The following is a 6,671-nucleotide window of genomic DNA, read 5'->3' on the forward strand; positions in this document are numbered from 1 at the left end:
TGGTCGGCGCGCCGCCGGCCGCCGCCCTGGCGCCCTTCACCGCCCTGCCGACGGCGCAGGCGGCGCGGGCGGCACGCGGCACGCCGCTGGCACCCGGTGCGCTGGCGGCGGTGCCGGCGCCGTCCGGCCTGGACTACACCGTCTACCTCGGCAACCTGCACAGCCAAAGCAACCACAGCGACGGCGGCGGCGCGCTGGACCGTTGCGTCGGCGCCCAGGAGCCGCAAAGCACGCCCTTCGGCCCGCGCGACGCCTACGATTTCGCGCGCCGGCACGGCCTCGACTTCCTGATGACCTCCGAGCACAACCACATGTACGATGGCGCCGACGGCAGCAACGCCAACGCCGAGCCGCTCGCCGCGCGCGGCCTGTACCAGGGCGGCCTGGCCGACGCGGCGCGCTACACCGCCGAGCATCCGGAATTCCTCGCCATCTACGGCATGGAATGGGGCGTCATCAGCAAGGGCGGCCATTTGAACATCTTCAATAGCGAGCAACTGCTCGGTTGGGAGCGCAACCGCGCCGGCCAACTACTGGCCGACACCTTCACCGCCAAGGGCGACTACCCCGCCTTGTACAGCCTGATGCGCGAACACGGCTGGCTCGGCCAGTTCAACCACCCGCAGGACGGCCAATTCCGCGCCGCCGGCCGGCCGCTCGGCTACACCGAGGACGGCGACGCCGCCATGGTGCTGTGCGAGGTGTTGAACAGCAACGCCTTTTCGGCCGTGGTCGACGAGTCCGAAGCGCGCCACAGCAACTACGAAAAATCGTGCAATGCCGCGCTGGAGGCCGGCTTCCACCTGGCCTTCAGCAGCGACCAGGACAACCATTGCGCCAACTGGGGCGCCGCATACAGCAACCGCACCGGCGTGCTGATTGCCAACGGCACGGCGCTGTCGTCGGCCAGCCTGCTCGACGCGCTGCGCGCCCGCCGCGTCTTCGCGACGATGGACAAGCAGTCGCAGCTGGTCTTGCTGGCCAACGGACACCTGATGGGCGAACGCTTCGACAACAGCGGCGCGCTGACCCTGTCCGTGCGCTACGCCAACAGCGCGGGACGCGGCGCGGCCGCCGTCAGCGTGTTCGAGGGTGTGCCGGGCCGCAACGGCAGCGTCTCCGTGCTCGGCAGCGCCGCCGACAGCACCATCACACCCACGCCCGGCCGCCATTTCTACTACGCCAAGGTGACCCAGGACGACGGCCGCAGCCTGTGGTCGGCGCCGGTCTGGGTCGAGCAGCTAAGCCCGTAAGACCACCCACAGGCAGAGGACCGGGGTCGGCCTCCCCGCCTTGGCGCGCGGGGTCCGAGCCCATGGTCACGCCTGTGGCTTGCCTTCACTTGGCGGCATGTCGCGTCGGACTCCGGCCCCGGTCGCGCCACCCTCAGGGTTGGGCCGGCGCCGGCAGGCGCTTGAAGTGCAGTGTGAACTCGGTGCGCCACTCGCCGTTGCGCAGTATCTCGTTGCGCGCCTCGTAGCCGTCCTCGCCCTGCCATGGCGGCGGCGCCCAGCAAGACCAGGCAAGGGGCACGGGAAAGCGATCTCATCGGTAACTCCTCGGGGCGTGGCGAAGCGCCCAGTCTAAGGCCGCCGGCGCGGCCGCGCAATCGCCGCCGCGCCGCCGCGGCAGGCCGAGCCGCCCGCCGCGCCCGGCTAGCCGGCCGCCGCGCTCGGCCGCGCCGCGATGCGCTCGCGCCACGCCTGCAGATGCGCCATGCCCTCGGCGCCGGGACGGAACTTCATCAGGCCACGGGCGAACTCCAGCGCGCAGAAGGCGGTGATGTCGGCGACGGTGAAGCGGGCGCCGGCGACGTACTCCTGGCGCGCCAAGGTCTGGTCCAACCAGCGCGCCGTCTCGCGCATCTTGTCGGCCTGGCTGTTGCCGAACTCGACGAACTGCGGCTGCTCCAGCGGCGCCAGCCCCGGATGGGCGTGGCGTATCCAGTTGGCCGCGCCCAGCAACAGATGCAGCTCGACGCGGCGGTCGGCCATCTCGATGAAGGCGCGCTCCTCGTAGCCCTCGCCCATCAGGTTCGGCTCCGGCGCATAGCCCTCCAGCCAGGTGCAGATGGCGCGCGTCTCGCACAGCACGCGGCCGTCGTCGAGCTCCAGCGCCGGCACGCGCGCCAGCGGGTTCTTGGCCAGAAAATCGGGCCGTTTGTGCTCGCCCTGCATGATGTCGACCTGCACCGGTTCGACGCCTTCGATGCCCTTCTCGGCGATGAACATGGCGACCCGGCGCGGATTCGGCGCGCGGGCGGTGGTGTAGAGCTTCATATCAGACTCCCGCCTGGGTGGACTGGCCGGTCTCCAACATCTTGCGCGCCTCGGCGGCGAACTGTTGGGCTTTCTCGTCGCTGGCGTTGCGGTCCAGCTGGGACGGCGGCAGCAGGATGCCGCGCTGCACCGCCGGCCGCGCCGCGATGGCGTCGACCCAGCGTTGCAGGTTGGGCAGGCCGTCCAGGTTGACACCCGACCAGTTGTGCGTGCGCACCCAGGCCCAGTTGGCGATGTCGGCGATCGAATAGTCGCCGGCCAGGAACTCGTGGTCCTGCAGCCGGCCGTCGAGCACGCGGAACAGGCGCTTGCTCTCGCCCTGGTAACGGTCGATGGCGCCCTGCAGCTTTTCCGGGAAGTAGCGGAAGAACACATTCGCCTGGCCCATCATCGGGCCGATACCGCCCATCTGGAACATCAACCACTGCAGCACCTGCGAGCGGCCCTTGGCGTCGGCCGGCATCAGCTGGCCGGTCTTCTCGGCCAGGTAGATCAGGATGGCGCCCGATTCGAACACGGCGAAATTGTCGACGGCGCGGTCGACGATGGCCGGAATGCGGCCGTTCGGATTGAGCGCCAGGAACCATGGCTCCTTCTGCTCGTTCTTCGACAACTCCAACGCGTGCAAGGTGTAAGGCAGCGCCAACTCCTCCAGCGCGATGGAAATCTTGTGGCCGTTCGGCGTGGCCGCAGTGTACAAATCGATCATAGGTCTGCCTTTCGTTGTTTTTCGGGCGCCTTGCGGTGCGACATGGCGGCAAAGGCGCCGGCGGACTTCGATCATAGTCGCATTTTGCGCCGCTTGCTTGGGCAAGGAAGATTGCTCGGTTGACAAGGCGCGCGACTACCCTTAGATTGCTACACGCAAGGCACCGGACACCACCGGCGTCGGCCCGGTAGCACGCACCACCGTTCCAACCACCGTCACCACACACCTCTACAAGAAGGCACTGCATGCAACGCAAACTGATCTCGGCCGCCGTCCTGGCGCTCGTCGGCCTGAGCGCCATCCCCACCCACGTCGGCGCCGCCGCCAAGCCGGCCGGCGCCAAGGCCATGGCCGGCCGAGGCCAGACCACCACCCAATTGCCACGCAACGCGGTGCCCAGCCACTACGCCGTCTCGCTGACGCCGAACGCCGCCGCCGCCACCTTCGACGCCAGCGTCACCATCGCGCTGGAACTCAAAGAACGCGGCGACACGCTGACCCTGAACGCGGCCGACCTGGCCTTCAGCAGCGCCGCCATCAGCGCCGGCCCCGGCCAACCGCTGCTGCAGGCCGCCGCCATCAGCGTCGACGAGAAGAACGAGACGGCCAGTTTCCGCTTCGCCCAGGCGCTGGCGCCGGGCAAGTACCAGCTCAAACTGGTCTACAGCGGCAAGATCGGCAGCCAGACCAGCGGCATGTTCTCGCTCGACTACGACAGCGCCCAAGGCAAGCAGCGCGCCCTCTACACCCAGTTTGAAAACTCCGACGCGCGCCGCGTCATCCCCTCGTGGGACGAGCCCAACTACAAGGCCACCTTCGCGCTGGAGGCCGTCGTGCCGCGGCAGTTGATGGCGCTGTCGAACATGCCGATCGCCACCAGCACCGAGCTGGGCGACGGCCGCAAGCGCGTGCAGTTCGCCACCACGCCGAAGATGTCGACCTACCTGTTGTTCTTCGGCCTGGGCGACTTCGAACGCGCCACGGCCGTCGAAGATGGCGTCGAGCTCGGCGTGGTGACCAAGCGCGGCGCGCTGGCCCAGGCCCAGTTCGCGCTCGACTCCTCGCGCGCCGTGCTGCGCGAGTACAACGACTACTTCGGCGTCAAATATCCGCTGCCCAAGCTCGACAACATCGCCGCCCCCGGCCGCAGCCCCTTCTTCGGCGCGATGGAAAACTGGGGCGCCGTGTTCACCTTCGAACACGTGATGCTGCTCGACCCGAGCATCTCCACCCAAGGCGACAAGCAGGCCTCCTTCCTGGTGGCGGCCCACGAGATGGCCCACCAGTGGTTCGGCGACCTGGTCACCATGCGCTGGTGGGACGACCTCTGGCTCAACGAAGGCTTCGCCTCGTGGATGGAGAACCGCACCATGAGCCGCCTGCACCCGGAATGGAACACCGCGCTGGGCGCCATCGACAGCCGCGAAAGCGCGATGGAGCGCGACGCCCTGGTCACCACCCACCCGGTGGTGCAACACATCGACACGGTCGAACAAGCCAGCCAGGCCTTCGACTCGATCACCTACTCGAAGGGCGAGGCGGTGATCCGCATGCTGGAGAACTACGTCGGCGAGAACGCCTGGCGCGACGGCGTGCGCGCCTACATGAAGGCGCACAGCTACGGCAACACCGTCTCCGACGACCTGTGGCAGCAGGTCGAGAAGGCCGCCCACCTGCCGGTCAGCGCCATCGCCCACGACTTCACGCTGCAACCGGGCGTGCCGCTGATCCGCGTCGCCGACCCCGTCTGCCGCAACGGCAACACCCAATTGAGCTTGACCCAAGGCGAGTTCAGCAAGGATCTGCCCAACAAGAAGCCGCTGTCCTGGCGCGTGCCGGTGGTGGCGCAAACCCTGGGCGGCAAACCGGCGCGCACCGTCGTCAGCGGCGGCAAGGCCAGCCTGAGCGTGCCCGGCTGCGGTCCCGTGCTGGTCAACGCCGGCCAGGCCGGCTACTACCGCACCGTCTACACGCCCAAGGCCTTCGCCGCGCTGGCCGGCGGCTTCGCCCAGTTGGCGCCGATCGACCAACTGGGCCTGATGGCCGACAGCTGGTCGCTCGGCATGGCCGGCCTGCAACCGGCCTCCAACTTCCTCGACCTGGCCAAGGCCACCTCGCTGGCGGCCGATCCGCAAGTGTGGGGCAAGATCGTCGGCGTGTTCCACGGCCTGAACCGCTCGTATGAAGCCATGCCGGAACGCCGCCAGCGCTTCGCCAAGTTCGCCATCGACCGCCTGACGCCGCTGCTGGCCCACATCGGCTGGGAAGCCAAGGCCGGCGAGGCCACCTCGGTCATCAACCTGCGCGAGGAACTGATCGAAACCCTGGGCGACCTGGGCGACCCGGTCGTCATCGCCGAAGCGCGCCGCCGCTACGCCGACCAGAGCGCCCTGCCGACCGCGCTGCGCCGCACCGTGCTGAGCGTGGTCGCGCGCCACGCCGACGCCGCCACCTGGGACGCGCTGCACGCCGCCGCCCTGGCCGAGAAGACGCCGCTGGTCAAGACCGAGCTGTACAACAAACTGGCCGCCGCCGAAGACCCGGCGCTGGCCCAGCGCGCGCTGCAACTGGCCATCAGCGCCGAACCCGACGCCACCACCGGGCCGGGCATGATCAGCCGCGTCGCCAGCCTGCACCCGAATCTGGCGTTCGACTTCGCGCAGGCCAACCAGGCCGAGCTGAACAAGCGGGTTGAAGTCAACTCGCGCAGCCGCTACTTCCCCGGCCTGGGCAAGAGCTCGGCCGACCCGGAGATGATCGTCAAGCTCAATGCCTATGCCGACGCCAACCTGAGCGCCAGTGCGCGCGGCGACACCAAGAGCGCGATCGCCAGCATCCAGTACCGCATCAAGGTGCGCAACGAGCGCCTGCCGGAAATCGACGCCTGGCTGGCCACCCAACCGCACTAAGGCACCTCTAAAACCCCGTCGTTCCCGCGTAGGCGGGAACCCATACGCCCTATCCTGTCTAGCGCAGCATGGATTCACGCCTACGCGGCGGTCCGCCGATGCGGAACGACGAATTCAGCTTATTCGATGCACCTCTAAGCCATAGGTTTATACACATCTTTTTTCGCCAATAAAATCAAACACTTACAAAGCACCAGCTGTTGCAGAAACAGCAATCCCGGAGTGCCTGCCCGATGGATTTCCCGTCAACGCACAACGACTTTGCTCAATTTTTAAGCAAAAACACTCAAAAAGTGCGGTTCTTGCGGGCCAGTGCGACGGTCAGAAAAAGATGTGTGTAAACCTATGCCTCTAAGCCGGCCTACTCAATATTGGCGCATCAAATCGATTCCCCATGATTTGATGCGCCAACAACACAAACCATACGAAAGAAAATATGAGTGTACTCAACGAATTGTCACCGAACCTGATCCCAATAGTCGCCCTTCTCATTCCGATCGTTGGAATAATAGCCGGGGTCGCATTGAAAATTACGCGACTGAATTTGCTGCACGAAACCGTGCGCCAATTGGGCGCGAGCGGGCAAGCAATTCCTCCTGAACTCCTCAGCATGATAATTGATCGAAAATAATCGTCGCGGCGGTTTGGTCGTTCGGATGCAGTATGGATGGCAAATTTCAGGCTCAATGCCGTTCCGTGTGGAATTTGACATCAGGTAACATGTCGGCTACCGCCATTTTTTGAGTTCACGAGTCCCTGATGAGTATTGCCGTC

Annotated in this window: 6 protein-coding genes; 3 read left to right on the forward strand and 3 right to left on the reverse strand. The window is 66.5% G+C overall.

Annotated elements, in window-relative coordinates; translation table 11 throughout:
- A partial coding sequence (locus H7U20_RS17680) for a CehA/McbA family metallohydrolase (protein ID WP_199760469.1) occupies nt 1-1,253 on the forward strand: 1,253 nt, incomplete at its 5' end.
- A 133-nt stretch (nt 1,254-1,386) separates the two neighbouring features.
- Here the strand turns inward: H7U20_RS17680 and H7U20_RS17685 are convergent.
- The 3 genes from H7U20_RS17685 to H7U20_RS17695 all read right to left on the reverse strand — a co-directional run bounded on the left by H7U20_RS17685 (nt 1,387) and on the right by H7U20_RS17695 (nt 2,988).
- Nucleotides 1,387-1,533 carry a hypothetical protein gene (locus H7U20_RS17685; RefSeq protein ID WP_199760470.1) on the reverse strand — a complete coding sequence of 49 codons (147 nt, stop codon included), beginning with the start codon at nt 1,531-1,533 and terminating at the stop codon, nt 1,387-1,389.
- 122 nt (nt 1,534-1,655) lie between these two features.
- On the reverse strand, nt 1,656-2,279 hold the full coding sequence (locus H7U20_RS17690) for a glutathione S-transferase family protein (RefSeq protein WP_199760471.1): 624 nt from the start codon (nt 2,277-2,279) through the stop codon (nt 1,656-1,658).
- Nucleotide 2,280: 1 nt separating this feature from the next.
- Nucleotides 2,281-2,988, reverse strand: a complete 708-nt coding sequence (locus H7U20_RS17695; RefSeq protein ID WP_199760472.1) for a glutathione S-transferase family protein — start codon at nt 2,986-2,988, stop codon at nt 2,281-2,283.
- A 245-nt stretch (nt 2,989-3,233) separates the two neighbouring features.
- Between H7U20_RS17695 and H7U20_RS17700 the strand changes: the two genes are divergently transcribed.
- The gene (locus H7U20_RS17700) at nt 3,234-5,897 is read left to right on the forward strand and encodes a M1 family metallopeptidase (RefSeq protein WP_199760473.1); all 2,664 of its coding nucleotides are present in this window, start codon (nt 3,234-3,236) and stop codon (nt 5,895-5,897) included.
- A gap of 436 nt (nt 5,898-6,333) precedes the next feature.
- The gene (locus H7U20_RS17705) at nt 6,334-6,528 is read left to right on the forward strand and encodes a hypothetical protein (RefSeq protein WP_199760474.1); all 195 of its coding nucleotides are present in this window, start codon (nt 6,334-6,336) and stop codon (nt 6,526-6,528) included.
- Nucleotides 6,529-6,671 lie beyond the last annotated feature (143 nt).

Source organism: Rugamonas violacea (genome assembly GCF_016461825.1).
Taxonomy (GTDB): Bacteria; Pseudomonadota; Gammaproteobacteria; order Burkholderiales; family Burkholderiaceae_D; genus Rugamonas.